Annotated in this window: 18 protein-coding genes; 10 read left to right on the plus strand and 8 right to left on the minus strand. The window is 49.3% G+C overall.

Annotated features, from left to right (window positions below; all coding sequences use genetic code 11):
* Window positions 1-114: 114 nt before the first annotated feature.
* From AC5JMP_RS22290 to AC5JMP_RS22305, 4 genes are all read right to left on the minus strand, one after another.
* Complete coding sequence (locus AC5JMP_RS22290) at window positions 115-1,317, minus strand: HhoA/HhoB/HtrA family serine endopeptidase (RefSeq protein ID WP_495853696.1); 1,203 nt, start codon at window positions 1,315-1,317, stop codon at window positions 115-117.
* A gap of 319 nt (window positions 1,318-1,636) precedes the next feature.
* Entirely contained in the window at window positions 1,637-2,107 is a 471-nt protein-coding gene (locus AC5JMP_RS22295; RefSeq protein WP_495853697.1) for a tetratricopeptide repeat protein, read from the minus strand.
* 2 nt (window positions 2,108-2,109) lie between these two features.
* A complete protein-coding gene (locus tag AC5JMP_RS22300) occupies window positions 2,110-2,391 on the minus strand; it encodes a Mo-dependent nitrogenase C-terminal domain-containing protein (RefSeq protein ID WP_495853698.1) in 282 nt (93 codons plus the stop codon).
* A 445-nt stretch (window positions 2,392-2,836) separates the two neighbouring features.
* Complete coding sequence (locus AC5JMP_RS22305) at window positions 2,837-3,166, minus strand: hypothetical protein (RefSeq protein WP_495853699.1); 330 nt, start codon at window positions 3,164-3,166, stop codon at window positions 2,837-2,839.
* 506 nt (window positions 3,167-3,672) lie between these two features.
* Between AC5JMP_RS22305 and AC5JMP_RS22310 the strand changes: the two genes are divergently transcribed.
* On the plus strand, window positions 3,673-5,013 hold the full coding sequence (locus tag AC5JMP_RS22310) for a polysaccharide deacetylase family protein (RefSeq protein WP_495853700.1): 1,341 nt from the start codon (window positions 3,673-3,675) through the stop codon (window positions 5,011-5,013).
* Between the two features lie 99 nt (window positions 5,014-5,112).
* Here the strand turns inward: AC5JMP_RS22310 and AC5JMP_RS22315 are convergent, their stop codons facing one another.
* The 3 genes from AC5JMP_RS22315 to AC5JMP_RS22325 form a co-directional block, all read right to left on the minus strand.
* A complete protein-coding gene (locus AC5JMP_RS22315) occupies window positions 5,113-5,451 on the minus strand; it encodes an HNH endonuclease (protein ID WP_495853701.1) in 339 nt (112 codons plus the stop codon).
* 14 nt (window positions 5,452-5,465) lie between these two features.
* A complete protein-coding gene (locus tag AC5JMP_RS22320) occupies window positions 5,466-6,974 on the minus strand; it encodes a PAS domain-containing protein (RefSeq protein ID WP_495853702.1) in 1,509 nt (502 codons plus the stop codon).
* Between the two features lie 146 nt (window positions 6,975-7,120).
* Window positions 7,121-8,875: a PAS domain-containing protein gene (locus AC5JMP_RS22325; RefSeq protein WP_495853703.1), complete on the minus strand. Its 1,755-nt coding sequence runs from the start codon at window positions 8,873-8,875 to the stop codon at window positions 7,121-7,123.
* Window positions 8,876-9,635: 760 nt separating this feature from the next.
* Here AC5JMP_RS22325 and AC5JMP_RS22330 point away from each other — a divergent pair.
* From AC5JMP_RS22330 to AC5JMP_RS22360, 7 genes are all read left to right on the plus strand, one after another.
* Complete coding sequence (locus tag AC5JMP_RS22330; protein WP_495853704.1) at window positions 9,636-11,057, plus strand: hypothetical protein; 1,422 nt, start codon at window positions 9,636-9,638, stop codon at window positions 11,055-11,057.
* A 307-nt stretch (window positions 11,058-11,364) separates the two neighbouring features.
* Window positions 11,365-11,514, plus strand: coding sequence for a hypothetical protein (locus AC5JMP_RS22335; protein ID WP_495853705.1), 150 nt, complete (start codon window positions 11,365-11,367; stop codon window positions 11,512-11,514).
* Window positions 11,515-12,688: 1,174 nt separating this feature from the next.
* Window positions 12,689-13,060 carry a roadblock/LC7 domain-containing protein gene (locus tag AC5JMP_RS22340; protein WP_495853706.1) on the plus strand — a complete coding sequence of 124 codons (372 nt, stop codon included), beginning with the start codon at window positions 12,689-12,691 and terminating at the stop codon, window positions 13,058-13,060.
* A gap of 183 nt (window positions 13,061-13,243) precedes the next feature.
* Window positions 13,244-13,732 carry a hypothetical protein gene (locus AC5JMP_RS22345; RefSeq protein WP_495853707.1) on the plus strand — a complete coding sequence of 163 codons (489 nt, stop codon included), beginning with the start codon at window positions 13,244-13,246 and terminating at the stop codon, window positions 13,730-13,732.
* 139 nt (window positions 13,733-13,871) lie between these two features.
* A complete protein-coding gene (locus AC5JMP_RS22350) occupies window positions 13,872-14,411 on the plus strand; it encodes a GTP-binding protein (RefSeq protein WP_495853708.1) in 540 nt (179 codons plus the stop codon).
* Between the two features lie 74 nt (window positions 14,412-14,485).
* Window positions 14,486-15,352 carry a DUF4388 domain-containing protein gene (locus tag AC5JMP_RS22355; RefSeq protein WP_495853709.1) on the plus strand — a complete coding sequence of 289 codons (867 nt, stop codon included), beginning with the start codon at window positions 14,486-14,488 and terminating at the stop codon, window positions 15,350-15,352.
* 13 nt (window positions 15,353-15,365) lie between these two features.
* Window positions 15,366-15,500, plus strand: a complete 135-nt coding sequence (locus AC5JMP_RS22360) for a DUF2442 domain-containing protein (RefSeq protein ID WP_495853710.1) — start codon at window positions 15,366-15,368, stop codon at window positions 15,498-15,500.
* On the opposite strand, the gene AC5JMP_RS22365 is transcribed toward AC5JMP_RS22360, so the two are convergent.
* Entirely contained in the window at window positions 15,442-15,663 is a 222-nt protein-coding gene (locus AC5JMP_RS22365; RefSeq protein WP_495853714.1) for a hypothetical protein, read from the minus strand. The two genes, AC5JMP_RS22360 and AC5JMP_RS22365, sit on opposite strands and share 59 nt — an antisense overlap.
* A 275-nt stretch (window positions 15,664-15,938) precedes the next feature.
* On the opposite strand from AC5JMP_RS22365, the gene AC5JMP_RS22370 reads away from it, so the two are divergent.
* Entirely contained in the window at window positions 15,939-17,489 is a 1,551-nt protein-coding gene (locus AC5JMP_RS22370; protein ID WP_495853711.1) for a TIGR03032 family protein, read from the plus strand.
* 332 nt (window positions 17,490-17,821) lie between these two features.
* A partial coding sequence (locus tag AC5JMP_RS22375; protein WP_495853712.1) for an FG-GAP-like repeat-containing protein occupies window positions 17,822-19,103 on the plus strand: 1,282 nt, incomplete at its 3' end.

A 19,103-nucleotide genomic window follows, 5' to 3' on the forward strand; every position in this document is an offset into this window, starting at 1 on the left:
TGCGTTGATGCTGCCTTTAAAGAGTGTCCTAACGTATGTGCGTAGCGCTATATCATTCGCGCCAATAAAAAAGGAGCGCCCAGCGCCCCCTTTTACGACTCGAAATGTTTTGGCTTAGCGCGCCTTAGCAGACCGCAACTCAGCCGTGCGCACCGACAGCTGCTGAGTTCCATCACCACGTTTGACTGTCACCCGGATAGATTGACCGACCTGAGTGCGATCGACCCATCCCTGCAACTGATCGGCGGTGCTGACTCCCTGCCCATCAATTTGTGTAATCACATCGCCTCGACGGATGCCGCCGTTGGCTGCGGGTGAGTCAGGCACTACACCCACCACCAGGGCACCATTCAGTTCTGGCAGCATGACGGTCGCATTGGGATCGCTATTATTTTGCTTTGCCAGATCGGGAGTCAGCGTAGCAATTTGCACACCCAGATAGGGATGCGACACCTGCTGACCTTGAATCAGCTTCGGCATAATCTCTTTAGCTTTGTTAATCGGAATCGCAAAGCCGATCCCCATGGCATTAGCGCGAATTGCAGTATTGATGCCAATGACTTCGCCCTGCTCATCCAGCAAAGGACCGCCAGAATTGCCTGGGTTAATGGCAGCATCAGTCTGGATAAAGTCTAACCGCTTGTCTGGAATACCCACTAAAGCGCTAGAGCGATTGAGCGTGCTGATGATTCCCAGCGTTACGGTGTTATCCAAGCCGAGCGGATTGCCCACGGCGATCGCCCAGTCTCCCACCCGCACCTGCTCGGAATCGCCTAGGCTCGCGATCGGCAAATCTTCGCCAGAGACATCAATCTTGACGACAGCCAGATCGGTGACTTCATCTACGCCCAGCACCTTGCCTTCCATGCGCCGTCCGTCCTTGAGGTTGACCGTGACGCGATCGGCTTGATCTACGACATGGGCGTTGGTCAAAATTGTGCCGTTTTTGTCCACAATGAAACCGGAGCCTTGCCCTTGCAGCCGCTCCTCATAGGGATTCATAGACATACCCCCCTCACCAAAGAAGCGGCGAAAGAAAGGGTCGCTGGAAAATGGGTCAGCGCTGCGGGTAATGGTGCGCTCAGTATCAATTCTGACGACTGCTGGACCCACACTATCGACGACGGCAGCAACGAAGCTAGTGCTGCTGCGAGGAATCGCTTGAGCCGTCTTGATAGACGGGGGTGAAGGGGGAACTGCTGACTGGGATACCGACTGGGGTTGAGGAGGGGCGATCGAAACTGCCCAAACAGGAGGCTGGAGTGGACTTAGAGCCAGCACCACTCCCAAAAGCATTGCCAAGATGCGAGTGATCATGCGTCGTAAACCCAAAAAGACTAAAGCTGCTTAAACTTTCAACGCGAGCTTGGCTTAGGTAAGCTAAGCTGCTGAGTTTTATTCTAGGTTGGCAGAGGAATAGATTAACAGGGGTAAGTGAGTTCGGTTAGCCACCCCCAGTAGATCGCAAGTTAGGGTTTTGTGGCGCGGAGCGCGCCACAAAACCCTAAGAACTGGATTTCAAAGGCGCTCCGCGCCTTTGAAATCCAGTTCTTAGGAAAATAGGAAGACCTTGCGATCTACTGACCCCTAGCTATTTAGGTGTAGATGCCCATACCCTGAAAGCGGCGATCGCTCTCTAGCTCAGTCGGGCAGTGCATTCTAGAATCAGCCGTTGGTTTTCCAGCGCATAGGGCTGAATGGTCAGCGCACGGCGAAAGGTTTGGATGGCGCTGCGATAGTCTGCGAGGGCAGCCAGACACAGCCCCATGCCGTGCAATGCCCCAAAGTGAGACGGGTTGAGCCTTATAACCTGCTGACAATCTGCCAGAGCCTTGTAGTATTCGCCCTGCAAATAGTAAAGCACGGCGCGCCGATTCCATGCCTCAGAAAAATCTGGCTGATCTTGAACCAGATCACTCAAGATAGATTCTGCCGCCTCAAGCTGACCTGACTCTAGGAGAATTTGGCTCTGTTTGAGCAAATCTAAGCCGTAAGCCCCTTTCTGCTGAAACCAGAGGCGCCAAAGCTCTTGGGTAGCCTGCTCTCGCACAGATTCGTCTGAGTTTTTGAGGTCGTTGAGAAGCGGCTCGATCGCAGGATTATCCATAGCTAGCAATAGGACTGGATATCTTCTCCACATTCATCAACGAGATAGCAAAGCGCCCGGAAGCGTAATCCTACAAGCTGCTCGTACAGAGGATTGAGCTTGCAGAGGGGTGGAATGTGGGCTAGAGTTCGCCCTCGGAATTTTATGTCTCGCTCGAAGGGACATTGAGCCGGAACCAGTTTGGCAATGCGGTGAGCAAGCTGGCGATCCTGAACCTCAAAGCGATCGAGCCATTGCCGAAGGGGTCTAAAGATGTCGCATTGAGGTGCGCTATTGGGAAGCATAGAAGCTGGTCGAAGTGTAGAAGAAGAACCCATAAAGTGTTGTGCCTTTCTAGTTTGCCTTCTGATGTGTAGGCTATCTCATGTGTTAGCGGTTGACGGGTTAACAGTTGACGGGTTAGCGATCGATGCGTTGATGGTCAGTGGATGGTCAGTAGAGGGATGGTCAATAGAGCTGATAATCAGCTAATCAGCGAGATTGAGCGAATGCTGCGTGGTCTAGATGTTGCGTGTACTAGGTGAAAAATCGCTCCCTATCCAGGATAGCCACAGATTCATAACATTAGGTTAAAGGAATTAAAAATCCTTCTGAATGTTCTCTGAAGCTCTGATAGATTATTCAGCCTCTCAGCCCAGTTTTATGTCGTCAAGATAACTTTACAAAATCATCTTGTCAATTTTTCTGAGTGCTAGGGACAGGCAGATAGGGATATTGCCATTGCCGACACTAAGGCGTGAAGGTGCCGAGCAGCGTGGTTTGGATATCGCCGTATATCTTGCCAAAAGGCGACATATTTTGAGAGGAAACGACAGAAACTTGCCGACTCGCCTGAGCATGATGGAATCGATCGCGTGAAAAATGAACGGCTTGAGATTGATTGACTTTCAGCACTCTGGCCAAAATATCGATTAACTGTGAGCGATCGGGGATCGCCTCAGCCTGGGCGAACTGAACCACAGAATTTTGTGGACTCTGATAGGGACTCTGAAACTGGGTAATTGCCGCCCATCCAGACAACAATAGCGTTATGGAAAGGGCACCTAAAAATCTCTCCATGCTTGCACTCCTTCAACCACACCATTGGTTCTACATATTGGTTTTACACAGAGCTTAAGAAGCGAACGAGCGTCTAATTTGCTTCGGGCATCTGCATCCTATTCACTCCTCACCTTCGGTTATGCCCTGCAATTCTCCAAAGACATGATTCTGATGTGCCAGTCTTTCTGCTGTACCGCACCTACGAGCCGGAGATATTCCCAGCATTTTTGAATTCCAAATTACTCTTCTCGCTTTCTAAGCAATGCGCTACCCTTTATGCGTCAGTTATTTGCGGGCTGATGCTATTTAGGTTGTGTTTCAAATATGTTGTTGATTTTTTTGAAAGGGGCGCTGAGCGCCCCTTTCAAAAAAATCAACAACATGTATAGACCGTCACTCTACCTGTATGACTCTACGTGCTGTGTGCAGCAGTTTTTTGGGAAATCTGCTTTCGGGGATCATCTTGGGGATCATTTGGGGATCGCTTTAAGAATGGATAATGTGACTTGCATCAAGGATTGGGCATGACTTACTCGACTTACTCAAGTACCTATTCGGATACTAGCTCCACAGATGCGCTCTATCACCCTTCTGTCATTGAGCTAGCACAGGCGGGCAACTGCCAAGCGATCGCCTACTGGATGAATAGCTTGCTCTCGGCGCAGGGGGTTGCCGTGCAGGTGCGACCTGCGGATGTCAGGTACTATCTCAAGATTTTTGTCGATTTTCAGCAGCCTGCCCGCAAAGAGGTTTGCATGAACTTGCGCGATCGCCTAGTGCGCTTTATTTGCTATCGACTATGGACGCTAAACTCACGAGAAATTTTTGGCGTACGGATTGTGGCTCGGATGAGCGGTAATTCCAAAGTGCTGTGGCAGCAGTCTGTCCGCATTAATACGCCTGCCAATAGCCAACGACTTCGCCAGATGCGCACGGCGCGACTCAACCAGCGGCAGGATAGCTTTCGCTTTCAGTTTTTGCGATCGGTGCTTTTGAGCAGCGTCACGTTAGCAGGATTCTACATTGGCTATCGCTTGCTCTATGTAGAGTTGAGTAAGGCATTGAGCAAGTTTTTTGCCGCGCAGCCCCTAGCAACCTTGGCTCATCTGCCGGAAAGATCGCAGCTTTCGCTGATGCAGGCTCAGATCAGCAGTTCTTCCCAGCACGATGTGATTACGGTACCCGAACAAGTACCCGAACAGTTTCAGGGCAAAACGGTGTTGCAGGTGGCTCCTGTCAATCAGGAGAAGGTGATGGCGCTAACGTTTGATGACGGGCCGTGGCCGGAGACGACTGAGCAAGTTTTGGATATTTTGAAGCAAAATAATATTAAAGCGACCTTCTTTATGGTGGGGCTGCATATCAAGCGTCATCCAGAACTGGCGAAGCGCGTAGCTCAGGAAGGTCATACGATCGGTAACCACACCTGGAGCCACCCGCTAGAGGATGTCAACCTTGCGGATGCCGCCTATGAAATCGATGGCATGGAAAAGCTGATTCATGAAACCACTGGCGTGAGGGCAGCACTCTTTCGTCCACCAAGTGGACAGCTTAACGGCAGACTGGCGACCTACGCCCGTGAGCGCAAGTATGCGACCACCCTCTGGTCGATCGATTCAGAAGATCACTATGTGTCGTCGCCGATCCTCATCGATAATGTGTTAAAGAATGCTCAGCCCGGTCGAATTGTATTGATGCATGATGGAGGGGGCGATCGCTCGGCAACGATTGAAGCTCTGCCACAAATCATCTCAGCTTTGCGGCACCAAGGCTATCGTTTTGTCACAGTGCCAGAACTCATGGCAATTCAAGCCAAAGATCAGGAATCTGAAGCGGATCAGGGAGATAGGCATCAGCTGAGTTGACGGGGGTATCGATACCGCAACGGCTAACCGCACTGAGCTTCAGATAGGCAAGGCACCAGGCAACTATGGTTTCTTAACTCTCTGTAAGTTCACGCTGACTCAATCGGCGTTGCTGTCGCCAGTTTGCCATATCTGACAAATCAAGACAGTGGCGGCAAATTGGATTGCTCGCTCCTCGTTCCAGCAGTTAGACGATTGCCACCACTGCCAGAGTGGACGGCTTCCTTTGCTGAGGTTGCAGCGTTGGCAAACGGCAGCTAAGTTTGACCTCACGTCTGCCCCGCCTTTCGATCGCGCCACGATGTGATCTAAGGTCAGAGAACGAGGAGTGCATCCACAGTAAGCACAGGCTCCGCCAAACCTCTGTTTTATTGATGCTTTCAGCTTGTGCTTGCCCGATCGCCGACCGAGCAATTGAAAGTCCATTGGCGCGCTCATAGGATTCCCAAATACTATCGTACTCTTCGGTGTTCTGTAATCTCGCGTACAATTGCTAACACTTCGTTCTTTCCAATAACGGTAATTCGCGCTTCTCCCATACGATCGCTATTGGGTATTCTAAATTCCACCTGTATTTCACCTGTCTTTAGCGCCCGATCAACATAGATCATGCACTGTTCGCTTAAAGGGTGAGGGAGGAACTCATTCAGATGATGCCCAACTTTATCTTGAGAGAGATAGGGAAAAGGGGCGATCGCGTCCAACTTATGATCTGAGTAGCGATCGGAATAAATGCTCAAAATTTCTCCGGCACTCGATAAGCGCATGACCAAATCAGGTGTAGACTCCATCATAGATTGCATCATCGCATGATTCATTGCTTTGCTCTGCTGAAGCTGGGCTTCTGCTCGTTTGCGATCGCTAATGTCTAGCAAAATGCCGTCAAACCAAAGCAAGTTACCGTTATGAAATACGCCTTGACGGTGCTCTGACATCCAGCGAATACTGCCGTCAGCATGAACAATTCGGTATTCCAAGATATTGGCATGGTTATCCTGCATTGCAGCTTCGATGGAGGATTCAATCAACTCAACATCTTCTGGGTGCACAATGCTGAGAAATGAGCGAGTGCGATCGTTAATAAAATCGCTAGATAGGTAGCCGCTTACATCCTGAATGCCCTCGCTAATATAGCCCATTGTATAGGAGCCATCGCACCGAAAAGCTGCTCCGGGCATATTTAGAACCAGCGATCGAAACTTTTGTTCGCTAGCCTGTAGCTCTGCTTCTAAGAGCTTGCGATCGGTAATATTGTATGCCGTTAGCATCATACGAGGTTTGCCTGAGTCAACATTGACCCGCAGCCGCTGAACGTAGAGATAAACCCAGTCATTGGCGGCTGTTTTCCATCGACATTCAATCCCGCGTTTGGCAGGTTCGATACCGTTGAGCCAGAGGCGATAGATCAGGTCAAAATCGTTGATATCCTGCGGATGAATTAAATCGAGCAGATAGTAGCCTAGCGCCTGATTCACGTCATAGCCTAAAACTTGCTCGATCGCAGGAGTAGAGTAGATGATTTTTCCAGTCTCATCTGCTTCTAGAAATAAATTTAGGCTATGGCGCGCAAAGGCTGCCCATTTTGCTTCAATGCCTGTCCGCTCGCGCTGGTTGCGAGCAATCCCTTCAGCTTCAGGAAGTTTAGCCAGCACAAACATAAGCTTCCGTTGAGGAAAAAATTGTAGGGAACACTGCACTTTTTCCTCATACAAAAGAAATGAGGCAGAATGACCTGCGATCGATCGCTGCCATAGTTCTGCCAGATTGATTGAAGTTTTGTCCGCAAAGTCGGCAAAAAAGTTGCTGCCTAGAAGCTGCACATGATCCAGAAAGGCTGAACTCAGGTAAAGAGCCTCACCCGTCTCGCTGTAGACGGCGATCGGGTCAAGGAGCTGGGTCGTGATGAAATCAAGCACAGCATCAGGTGTTCCGCCAATCGCGGAAAAGAGATCGCCCATCATTGCAAGGGTTGAGATAAGTAGCTAGGCGTTTATTAAACTAGAAGATCATTGGGTTTGGGGTGAAGGGGCAACCCCCTTACCCCTATTATTCCCGCTCATTCTTTCGATAACGCACTCTGAAGAAAAGCTGAAAAGACCTGCTGCTTCTAGTGAGACTCCCAACTACTTGAATTACGAGATGTGTAGGCCGCTTTCAGATGAGGAAGAGAATTTTGCATAATGTGCTCTTCATTCAAGTTAATAGACTCAGATGCGCGGTTGGGGAGGGATTGCATGATGTTTTTTGACGTGCTGCCCTGTAGACTCCCGTGCTGATTATTGGGCTGGCGATCGCTATCCCAAATAATCCCATCCATCCAGAGCAGATTGCCATTGCGGTCAAACGTGCGCTGACCCCGTTCACACACCTGTCGTAGCGATCCATTTGCCCGAACAATCCGATACTCTACTGAGTATGAGCCAGCTCTCATCCTGATCTTAGAAAGCAGCTTTTGGCGATCGGGCGGGTAGACGATGCTGAGATAAGAGCGGACGCGATCGTTGATAAAATCTGTGGCTGGATATCCAGTAATCTCCTCAATTTTATGGCTCAGATATCCCATGCAGTAATCGGCACTGCACCGAAACGTTGCGCCCGGAATATTCAGCGCCAATACCTTAAACCGAGTCAATTCTTCTTCTAAAATGCGGCGATCGGTGACATTGTAAGCCTGAATCAGCAGCGTACTGCTCTCCACCGATGGAGCAAACCGTTTGCCCTGTAAATAGAGATAAATCCATTCGCCTGTTTTGTGCTGCCATCGACATTCAATGCCAGGTCTACCTGTTTCCAAGCGGTTTGTCCAGGATCTAAGAGCCTGATCAAAATGATTTAAATCTTCTGGATGGATAAAGTCGGATAAGTAGCTGTCCAATACCTCATCGGCACTGTAGCCCAAAATTGGATTAATCATGGAGCTGGCATAGACAATTTGTCCGGCTAGACCGCATTCCAAATAGAGGTTTGAGCTAGTTGAAACAAATTCATGCCATTTCCCTTCAGACCAGGCAAGCGCGTGGTAGACCTTTTTGGTTTCGGTGATGTCTTCTAGCAGCACCGTTAAGTATTGGCTATCGCTTGATTGGCTATCGCTTGATTGGCTATCACTTGTAAGATTGCTGCCTATCCGACTAGAGGGAGCAGGGGTGAGTAGCACCGTCTTGTTCATCCAAATTACATCTTGATTGGCGGCAATAAATCGCTGCTCGATCGTGTAGTGAGGCAATTCGCCCGCTATGAGTCGCTGCCGTAGATCTGTGTCCAAGTCTTGGTCTTCTGGATGCACTAAATTGTCTAACGAGAGAGGCGACACATCATCAGAGCTATCATTAGAGCTACAAAACGTTTGACGAAAGCGATCGTTAAAGCGGAATCCTTGACCTTTGCAGTTCATTAAGGCGATCGCTAAGCTGGGCGTATTGAACAGTTGTGCAAAGTTTGGTTCAAGGTTTAGCTCAAAGTTTGGCTCAAGGTTTGCGGCTAGAGAATTTTGGGCGATCTGAGGGGTTTTGTACTCGGTATCAACCTTCAGCATAACGACTCCCCCTGGAATGGGCGAGTGCAGAGAGCAGCTAACAGGGTGCGGCATGAGAGGAGTCTGGAGGACAAATGTTGCCGGATCTCCCCGCAGGGCAGCACCCCAAAGAGCTTCCAGAGTTTTACCCGGTATCCAGGCTGAGAAATAGGCAAGGAAGGTTAAATCAGAGCGCGATCGCTGTACCAAAACCACAAACTTTTCGTTGGCATGGAGGACGTTTCCTTGGGCATCATACAGGCACGTGGCTGGCAAAACGTGATCGATCACAAAGCGCAAGTAAGTTAAGGCTTGCTCTTCGGGGATTCCTTTTAGCTTTAAATCCATGTGATGCTTCCTGGCGTTCTGCGGAGGTTCACGGTGATGCTGACCCTGATGACTGAGGGGTGAAACGGGTTTCGACCGTATATTCAGATCTACAGGGCTATGACAGGAGATCCGTACTTTATTGAGCCGATCTCGCGAAGCATTTATGAACTGTGCCCTTTAGAAAAGAATTGTCAAAAGAAGCTAATTAGAACGCTCTCAGCGCCAAATATTCTAATTAATCTTGTTCAGTGGGTGCAATCTGAGGCTAAACCAGGTTCTGTAAGCTGGCGCTGCTGATCCTAGGCGTGAATTTTTCTGAAAGGTCTACGGAGCATCCCTTTCAGAAAAATTTGCACTCAGGTTGAGTCATGCTCCGTAAGCTAAATCGAGTGTGCCAGTCTTATAAAGAGGAACACTCAAGGTTGAAAGGCTATCAACTCTGCTTTAATCTAATCTCAAGGCGAAGTTTTACTTCTGCGATCGCCTCTAAAGTTTAAGTATTTAAAGCTAGAGATAAGGTTTTTGCCAGGGTAGTGTCTGACGTTTTTACATTCTGATTTTTAGTGTATTTACTTAAAGTAATGGCTAGGCTTAGGGTAATAGCTAGGTTTTGATGCAAGCATAGAGCAATCTTCTGCAATCTTCTCTCAGCTCTCAGCAATTTTTCGATAGCCTATTCCTTGCCATAGATGCCCCCTCTTCGCTTCCTTTCAATAGTCTAAGGATGACAGTCTAGACTCTGCCTTTGTTTTAAACAGCGCTACCCCACGCATGTCATATGATTGACCCTCCCCCTTTTGATCGAGTCAGCGGTAACACATCTGTTACCAACTTATCTAACCAAGAAGCTGCAACTGCCCCACTGTTGCACTCACAGCTATCGGCTTTAGAAGGGCGGATGTCTCGCCATACTGAGCTGTTTGACCGAGTAACGCGGCTAGACTTTCAAACGAAGCAAACGCTCTGTCAACTGTTGCTGACTCAGCTTAGTGCAGAGCAAGCCCAGGAAGTCATTGACTTTGGCAAGTCGGAACTGGCGGCGCGAGAAGGCAAAGCTTCAAGCACGAGGAAGCCACCAGAACGCTGCACCCGGCTAGTTCTAAAAAAAGACTATTCGTTTCAGAAGCTAAACCTGGCGCATCCTACCCAATATTTTGTGTACCTGGTGCGGCGCAAGCCTAAGCTCGATCGCTATATTGGTGCACTTTTCTACGTTCCGGAAGGGGTTCCTCTCAGCTACTTCCCAGATGCGGATGGACGGATTGCTTTTACGCCGCCCAACAACATTTTTAAGCTGGTGGATTCAGAGTCTTCTCAGGTGCAGGTGGTGCGTCTAGTCGCGATCGAGCCTCCGCCTTCAGGTTACACCTTTGAGCGTGGGCAGGAAGATAGCCCTGAAATTTACCTCTCTCTCGACTATCTTGATCCGGTGAGCTATGACTTGCTCCGCTCAGAGCGATACCATTATCCGACCTGCATGTATGAAGGAGGCGAACTCGATCGCTATCGCTGGAAAGTAGAGCTGCTTGTGCTACCTCTCGATCTCCAGACTCGCTTGTTCTCTTCAGGTGCAGCTCAGCTTCCTGCTGCTCCGATAGGAACCGAGCTGCTGGCGGACGTACAGCACCATGAATCGCTGTCTGTTTCTGCACAAACGGCTCAGACTATTACTCAATTAACGGCACTGGCAGACAATGGGGCGATCGTGTCTTCGACCCCTACACCGCCCGTACCCGCAATGTCTAATATGCCTCGCCCCAAGAAATTTATCTTGACTGAGTTGCCCAAGGCAAACACCGCTACTTATTATCTGACAGAGCCTCAGCAACGTGATGAGGTGCTAGAAAGACTGCGGCTATTTGCTGCAATTAGTGAATTGGCGATGCCCCATGCCAAGTGGGTGATTGAAGGGCGATCGGATAGCGGGATTTATCGATTGACTAACAGCAAAACGAAGCGGCTCATTGTGCAGTTTGCAGCCCATGAAACGGCTGTGACGCTGCAAAACTCCTTTCCGGTGATTATGACTGCGTTCCGCGATTTAGCTCGCTCTGCGTCTCAGGCTAGTCAACGGATGACGCGAGAGCAGCAGTCTGTCATGCACAAGCTGCATGTGGAAATGGGTTTACCTCATAAGAATCCGCTGGAAATCTTGGAAAAGCTGTTTGGGGTTACATTTCGGGATACGCCATTGACATAGCTTTGGCACATTGGGGCAGAAAAGAGGCTCGAAGCAGACGACCATGTTTTTGGTGGAGCCGATGAGTCGTCCTAGTCCCTGACGGTAATGTTCTGCTTCGTTACGCTTAATTGAAGCGATCGATAAATTTGCGCCCTCCGCTGGACATGTATGGCATTACGTAATTGAGTTAGGACGAGTTATTTTTTGAGAGCCGCGCTCCGCGCGGCTCTCAAAAATAACTCATTGGATCTAAGCGCGTAGCGCTATGGAACCGAGCTGACCACATGGGCACTGTTCTGATTGAAGCAGCACCATAGCAACCGCCTTGGCGGTTAGGACGGGGACATTTAGGGTGGGGCGCGAAGCGCCCCACCCTAAATGTCTTAAGCAAACTGGAGACAGCTCTAAAAGCGGCTATCTGAAGGCAGAGCTTCAGGATGCAACTCAGCAGGGGGCAAATGAGGGTGAAGATTAGGAATGCTACATGGCCTCTCTACGCTCAGCATTAGTATTACCGTGCCTACGATCTTATTTTTACAGGGCTGGCGGTTTCACTTCTACTTCAATGAAGACAATGAAACCATTCATATCCGGTAGTTCTTAAGAGGTAAGGATTTTTAGTGGCGTAGGCAAAGCCTACGCCACTAAAAATCCTTACCCAAATACCACTACCCATATCCATGCTTAAAAAGGGAATAGAGACTGTAAATACTGGCTAGATGTGGATGCCTATGAAATCCGTGATGCTTATGCCTACAGACTATCAGCATACGATACTAGAGAAGTTCGCAAGTCATTTTGCAAAACTTTGATGACATTCCAGAAGCTTAGAAAATAGCTTTTGGAGGAATAGGTGAGTCGTCTTTGAGAGTCTTAATTGGTGCGATCGCTAAGCTCTTCGATTCTAATCTGCTGCCGACTCAATTCGCAACCTTCTTCTGTTAAAGCAAAATATTAATTTTCAATATCTAGAAGTTAAATGCTTAAGTGCAGCAATCAAGAACTCCGCTGCGAGCAGACAGAATGTGAACAGCTAACTCTTCTTGTTAATTACTTACACCCAAGGAGTGGAGAATCCACTTTATAAGATTGAAGTGATTGTCTAGTTAAGTTAATCTGCTTAATCAAAATAGTTAAACAACTATCTTATTGCTTAAATCGAGTTACTTAGAATAGCCAAAAGGGTTGAAGGAAAGAGGTTTCAATAAAATCTTGCGATCTTTAAGTAATATTAATTTTATACGTTTTTTCACTTCATTCAAGCTGAATTTATTCTTAACTCTTGTTTTATCTGCCAAATGATTTCTATCAACAAAAATCGGTGTTATCACTGTAACCATCTCTAATACACATTGTTATAAAAGATTCATACATCCCAAACAGTTATTATTGCATTCCGCTACGCATCTTGTCTTCAAACGTTTTCGATCGTAGTGAAAGAAACATTGAAGAGCGACTCACAGAAATTATTGCGATCGCAATTAATCGAGTTGATTCTACTGCTAGTAATGCTTTATATCGATTATCTTTGGATGTATTGCTCTACACATCTAAAAGGCATATTTCGATCGCTTCTCTTATTCTGTAATCACCAGAATAAGAACAGTAATAAACAGTTAACGTCTACCAATCTTCAAAGGAAAATCACAATGGCTATCAGTACCGAAAAGCTTAGCAGCATTCTACAAAACTTTGTCACTTCTACTAACGATGTTGAAGGAGCCGCACTGGTAACTCCAGATGGTCTGCCTCTGGCTGCCAGCATCCCAGGAGGCATGGATGAAGAGCGGGTATCTGCTATGTCTGCAGCAATGCTTTCACTGGGAGAACGGATTGGCAGTGAACTTGCCAGAGGGAGTGTTGATCGAATCTTTGTTGAGGGCGAGAAAGGCTACGGTGTTCTGACAAGCTGTGGTGAAGATGCTGTATTTCTCGTGCTTGCAAACCAGTCTGCCAAGCAAGGGCTATTAATGCTGGAGATAAAACGTACTTTGTCAGAACTTAAGCTTCTCTTGGCATAGGAACTAACCCTTTTACTCCTACCCTGAAAGCTTTTCAATCATTGTTTTAGCCTTGTGAAAGAGTATTTTGCGTAGAATTCTCATTCCTGCTTCAGTCAATGTTTATAGAAACATCAACGCTTTTCTATTGATTTTTGAGCGCTGAACTACATTCATACCCATCCCTAATTTGAGGTTAATACTGTGACAACATCTACCCTAATCAACACAGCTCCAGTTCGTCCTGAACTTGGCGACTTTAGCAGCATCATTTGCTTCAGAGCCGTTGTGATTGGTATTGAGGACGCCTTAGGAGAAAAAGCTGCTGCCATTGCTCTAATCTCAGCGGGTCGAGCGCGGGGCAGGCAGATTGCTGAACAGCTGGGTCTAAAGAGTAGCGTAGCCGATCTCACTGCGATCGCCGCCAGCCTCAACTTGATATTGGGAAAAGAGGGAACTCGCCTCTGCATCATAGATGAGATTACTGTAGATTCCACAATCCGTGTCTCCTGCCGAGAAACGATTTGCTCATCTGCAGAGCTACAAGGATCGAGTCGCAAGTTGACCTACACTCTGGGTGCTATCCAAGGTGCGCTGGAGCAGATGACAGGTTGTCGGCTACGCGGTAAGCAAATTGAATCAGTTCTACGCGGCAGCACCCATGATGTTGTGGAGTTTGAAATCCTTACCTAGGATTAGACCATTCAGACAATCAACAAGCCGATACACATCACATCAAGGTTGCTGAGAAGAGATGAATTTTGTAGAGGCATAGCAATGCTGTGTCTCTACAAGCGACACCCCAATATCGCTTATGGTTGAGTAAATTTTAATGGAAATTATGCGTTTGGTCGTTACTGGACCTGTAGGAGCCGGAAAGTCTACCTTCATTCGTTCAGTCAGTGAAATTGAAGTGGTAGACACCGATCGCCAAGCTACTGATGAAACGCTCCTACTGAAGAAAAGAACAACTGTTGCCTTCGATTTTGGACGACTTCAGTTCGGTCCCGATATGGCACTACATCTTTATGGAACGCCGGGACAATCTCGCTTTGACTTTATGTGGGATATTTTGATTCACAAGGCTCATGCCTACATTCTATTAGTTGCAGCTCATCGTCCTGGTGAATTTCGCTATGCTCGTCGGATTCTAACATTTATGAACCAACGTTCATCTGTGCCGATGATTATCGGCTTGACTCATGTAGATCATCCCAATGCTTGGGAGCCTGCTAACGTCGGTGTTGCCCTAGGTTATCCTAATCCCTTTGAATGTCCTCCCATTATTAATGTTAATGCAACCGAAGCAGCTTCAGTTGCACAAGCCATCATCAAGCTCATCGAGCACTCTACCTGCGAATGCCTAGTGTAGAAAGAAATTTAAGATTTAGCCTAACTCTATCTATTTCATTAGTTATGCCGCATTTGTAGAGAGCAAGGAGAAATATGGCAGTCACTGGGTATTTGGCAGAGTTCTCTTTGGCAGAACTCTTTAAGTTTTTAGAACAGGGCAACAAGGTTGGGCTATTAACCATTTGCGTCTTAGCAGACGCAGATTCCAAAGATCAAAAAAATTACTATGTTTGGTTTAACCAGGGACGCATAGTAGCAGCGGGCAATACTCTTGATCAACAAGGCCTCCTGAGATTAATCAGCCAACGGGGATGGTTAGGCGATCGCGCCGCTTCTCGTCTGGCGCAGTCCTGTATTATTAGTACTCCAATGGGTCTGTGCCTCAAATCTCAAAATGTGTTGAATGCAGAGCAGTTGAAATTACTGTTCTATGCTCAAGTGATGCAGCAGGTCTGTGCGTTATTTACCCTCAAAGATGGATGGTTTCAGTTTGATGCAAAAGTGCCCTTACCCACGGCTGAAATGACGGGTTTAAACGCCCCAGCGACTGAAGTAACGCTGGCAGGATTGCGCGCATTGAAAGACTGGTCTGCCTTAGCAGATAAGTTGCCAGAACCCACTTCTGCTTTGGTCAGCTCCATTAGTGGCAAACCTCAACAGCGTCTAAATCAATCCGAGTGGCAGATCTGGGAGTTTGTGAATGGAGCAGTGTCTCTCAATGCCATCGCCAAGCAGCTTCAATTAACGACTGAAAAAGTGCAGCAAATTGCTTTTCGATTAATTGTTTCAGGAGTTGTCGAAGAAATGCCCCTGGTGGCAGATGTTCCACAGACCACGATTAGCGCTGCATCAATGGAACCGATCGCATCTCAAAGTGGTGCAATGGGTCAAGGTGGAGCAACAAACGTCAGTCACTCCTTTTTACAGAATCTAGTTGGTTTTCTGAGAGGCAAAGCTTAGGCAGCTTGAGCTATTGTTAAATGTAGACGGGCGACAAAAAGCTTCAGGTTATGGAATCCATTGGCTAACGCTGGACGAAGACCTCTCCATCAATGGGTTGTTGAAGCTGGCAGCGATCGCTTTTGCAAAGAAACCGTTATTGACCTGACACCAATCGTTGTTACCTGATTAAAAGTTGAGATAATGACTGCTCTGTTGGTAGTAGCGATCGCCACTCTCGCAGTTATCACTACAGCTGTCATGATGGTGATCGCGCCCATCGTTGCCACAAATTCACTTGCAGTCAGGACGATCGCCCTTATTTTCATCACAAATTTATGAGGAGTGGTGAGAACAGGCGTTGCAGATATTGCTTCTCTAAAGTTTTGCTCTGAAAATTGAACGATTGTAGAAGAATCGGCTACTTTGTTTGCAGAAATTGTGCCTGAATTGCAGTAGAAAAAACGTACGGCATCAAGGGGTCAGGATCTGCAAGTGTTTGCTAGGCATGGAGCACTTCAGCAGATTGTTTCAGCCAACGGGGGGACAGCGAATACACCTGCTGTCGAGCATTTTGCCACATCCAAATGATTTCTATTCATGCTCTATGACGACTGGATCTAATCGCGATAGTGCTGCTTCGTTTCCCCCCACGGCTGCGGCTGTCATAACGATGCTGGGTTCTCCAGATCTTGCTGCCTGGTTGCAGCAAGCGCAGATTGGCTTAGCCTTCACCACTTACCAAACCAATCGACTGTTTCTGGTGGGCAGCAAGGCAGAGGGGCTGACCGTGAATGAGCGCCTGTTTGACAAGCCCATGGGTCTGTATGCCCAAGCTGATACAGGTTCCGCACAGCCAAGCCAACGCCTTTACATGAGTACCCGCTATCAGATCTGGCAATTTGAGAATCGCCTGATGCCAGAGGAGCGTCATCAGGGGGGCGATCGCCTTTATGTCCCCAGCCAGTCTTATACGACGGGTGACCTGAATGTCCATGATGTTGTGCTAGATAATCAGCAGAATCTGCTGTTTGTCAACACAGACTTTAGCTGTTTGGCGAGGCTGCAACCGGGCTATAGTTTTGCGCCAGTCTGGCAGCCGCCGTTTATCTCGAAGCTGGCTGCCGAAGATCGCTGTCATCTGAATGGGCTGGCAATGGTGGAGGGTAAAGCCACCTACGTCACGGCTTGCAGCGCTACGGACAGTGCTGCGGGCTGGCGCGACCATCGGGTAGGCGGCGGTATTGTCATGCATGTGCCCAGCAGCGAGATCATTGCCACAGGGTTGTCGATGCCCCACTCGCCTCGCTGGTACAACGGCAAATTATGGCTGCTCAACTCTGGTACAGGAGAGCTGGGCTATCTAGACGGAACGAAATTTGTGCCGATCGCCTTTTGTCCCGGCTTTGTGCGGGGTCTTGCCTTCTGGAACAACGTTGCCATCGTGGGGCTTTCCAAGCTGCGATCGCGTAGTTTGGGTGGGTTGCCCTTAGAAGAGCGGCTGGCGGCACAGGGAGCAGAGCCGCAGTGTGGACTGATGATGATTGACCTCAACACAGGGGAGACTTTGCACTGGCTGCATCTAGATGGCGTGGTCGAAGAACTATTTGATGTGGTGGTGCTGCCGGGAGTCAGCCAGCCTAGGGCGATCGGCTTGCAAAATGAAGACATTGAGCGGCTGGTGACGTTCCCTGGCTCCAATGGCTTGGTCATCACCAAGCCTACGGTCAAGCGTCCGGGTCGAGAGGCGGTGCCGCGATCGGGATTGCCGCAATCGGCTGCCGCATTAGCGCCTCAGAGTCAGGAATTCGATCCGGCGGCAATCAAGTATCAGCGGGTCTATCACCTCAATGCGGATAATCTGCTGCCCTATGAGGCGTTCACCTATCCCAGCCTGCAAACACGCTGGCAAACCCAGCCGCAGCGGGGGGAATTGCTAGGAGTCTCAGCGGCGGTGAATGGCGAGATGGTGGGGTTGGCGATCGCCGAACTGTTGCCCGACCAGACGGCAGAGCTGCTGTCGCTGTATGTGTTGCCGAGCTGCCGTCAGCAAGGTATTGAGGCACAGCTAGTGAAGCATCTGGAGCGCAGCCTTGCCGAACAAACCGAGGGTAAAGGACAGATGAAGCCGTTGGCAAATCTTGAAAACCTTCAGTAAATCGGCTTGCCTGCCTCTGGCGGCTCATGGCACAGTGAGACCGATGATGCATTTACCTTGAGACCTTGAATATGCCCACTAGAGGCAGGTCTTCACGTTTGCACCAAAAGCTTTTATCTCAAATCGATCGCGAGGTCAGCTGACCTTGAATTGCAAAGCGATCGTCTCTGAGGGTTGATTGGCTCACTATGCTCATCCGCTCTCAATGAGGGCGGGTGATGTTGGCTGAACAGGTGCAGTAGAACAGGGTGCAGTCGGGGGCGATCATCTTGCCCCATTGACCTAACGTATTTTCCTCGATCTTGATCATTACCTAAGCGAGAGAACCCCTTATGGCCACCCCCAGTTTTAATGCCCCCCTCACCAACCCCTTTGGGCTAAGCAATGCCGGGGAATTCATCACGCCCACCTTTGCCGATATCGATGGCGATGGCGACCTCGATGCCTTCATCGGCAACAATTATGGCAACACTTTGTTTTATCGCAACAGTGGCACCGCTTCTTTCCCCAGTTTTAATGCCCCCATCACCAACCCCTTCGGACTTACCGTCGTGAGTTTCAGCAAGCCCACCTTTGCCGATATCGATGACGATGGCGACCTTGATGCCTTCGTCGGCAACAATCCGGGCGACACGTTGTTTTATCGCAACAATGGCAATGCCGCTACCCCCAGCTTTGCCGCCCCCATCACCAACCCCTTCGGGCTGAGCAATGTCGGGGCTTCTAGCAGCCCCACCTTTGCCGATATTGATGGCGATGGCGACCTCGATGCCTTTGTCGGCAACCTTGACGGCAACACCTTGTTTTATCGCAACACTGGCATAGCTTCTGTCCCCAGCTTTACCACCCCCATCACCAACCCCTTCGGGCTAAGTGAGGACGATCTCAGCGCGCCCACCTTTGCCGATATCGATGGCGATGGCGACCTCGATGCCTTCGTCGGCAACTTTGACGGCACCACGCTGTTTTATCGCAACAATGGCACAGCATCTGTCCCCAGCTTTGCCACCCCCATCACCAACCCCTTCGGGCTGAGCGAGGTTGGGCTTTTCAGCAAGCCCAACTTTGTCGATATTGATGGCGATGGCGACCTCGATGCTTTGGTGGGCAACGCTGATGGCAACACGCTGTTTTTTAAGAATGCCACTCCCCGCGTCAGCATTGCCCCTGGCACCACTCCCAGCGAGGCAGGCACTACTACCCCCATCACCGGCAGATTCCTCCTCACCCTCAGCGACCCCGCTCCCGCAGGCGGCATCACCGTCACCTACAGCGTCGGCGGCAGCGCTACGGCGGGCAGCGACTACACCGCCCTCACCGGCAGCATCACTGTAGCCGCCGGTGCCACCAGTGCCGCAATTAACGTCGCGCCCCTGCTCGACAATGTCGTAGACCCCAGCGAAACGGTGGTCGTCACCCTCACCGCCACCCCCACCTCGTCCTACACCCTGGGTACCACCCGCACCGCCGTATTGCGGATCGCCGACCAAGTGCCGCTCAACTTTGCTGCCCCCCGCACCAACCCCTTCGGGTTGAGCAATGTCGGGTCTTTCAGCAGCCCCACCTTTGCCGATATTGATGGCGATGGCGACCTCGATGCCTTTGTCGGCAACC

It is taken from the genome of Drouetiella sp. (assembly GCF_059504425.1).